A 918-nucleotide genomic window follows, 5' to 3' on the forward strand; every position below is an offset into this window, starting at 1 on the left:
GCTATGGTCTACCCTTGGATGACCTTCCATACGGAGAGTGGTGAACAGGTGATTCGGGGCATCGCCCAGGAGATCGTTGACCGGCTGCAGGCGCGTGGCGGCTCTCCGGGGCATCTGCGTGATACCGTTGGGTTTGTGCATACCGTTACGCCGTACCATCCGGCTATTTATCAGGTGGTCGCGGCCGAGATGTTGCAGGAGGCAGGTGTGCGGTTGTTATTGCACAGCTTCGTGGATGAAGTGGCTGTTGTGAATGATCGGGTGAAGGCGGTACGTCTGACCAACAAATCCGGCCGGATGGAGCTCCAAGCGAACGTATTCGTGGATACCAGCGGTGATGCGGATGCGGCTTATCTTGCAGGCGCTTCTGTTGCAAAGGGACGGGATGAGGACAACCAATCACAGCCGATGACCATGAAGTTCCGGATGCGTGGCGTGGACCTTGGACGAGTGAAGCGATATATGCAGGAGCACCCGGAAGATTTCTATACCAAGACCCCGTTCGCAGAACTGGACAACATTCCGTTGACCGGGGTGAGCGGCTTCTATTCCCAATGGAAAAAATCAGGTGTACCGATTAATCGTGATCAGGTGTTGTTTTTTACCGGACCAGCTGAAGATGAAGTATTGATTAACTGTACCCGGGTGCAGGGACTCGATGCGACAGATGCAGAGGATCTGACCTCTGCTGAACAGGAAGGAAGGAAGCAGGTGCTGATGATCGCTGAGTTTTTGCAGCGTGATGTGCCTGGGTTCGAACGGGCTTCCATCTCAGCGGTAGCGCCGCAGATCGGTATCCGTGAATCCAGGCGAATCATCGGGCACTATGCGTTGACCAAGGCGGATGTGGTTGCAGGGCGAAAGTTTGACGATGTAATTGCCAGAAGTGGCTACCCGATTGATATTCATGATCCCTCG

General features: G+C 54.5%; 1 protein-coding gene. It reads left to right on the forward strand.

The window, feature by feature from the left end; genetic code table 11:
- Positions 1 to 918 (forward strand): FAD-dependent oxidoreductase (locus AMS66_RS06915; protein ID WP_236703256.1); only part of this gene is annotated, 918 nt, incomplete at both ends.

Source organism: Paenibacillus xylanivorans, assembly GCF_001280595.1.
Classification (GTDB): domain Bacteria; phylum Bacillota; class Bacilli; order Paenibacillales; family Paenibacillaceae; genus Paenibacillus; species Paenibacillus xylanivorans.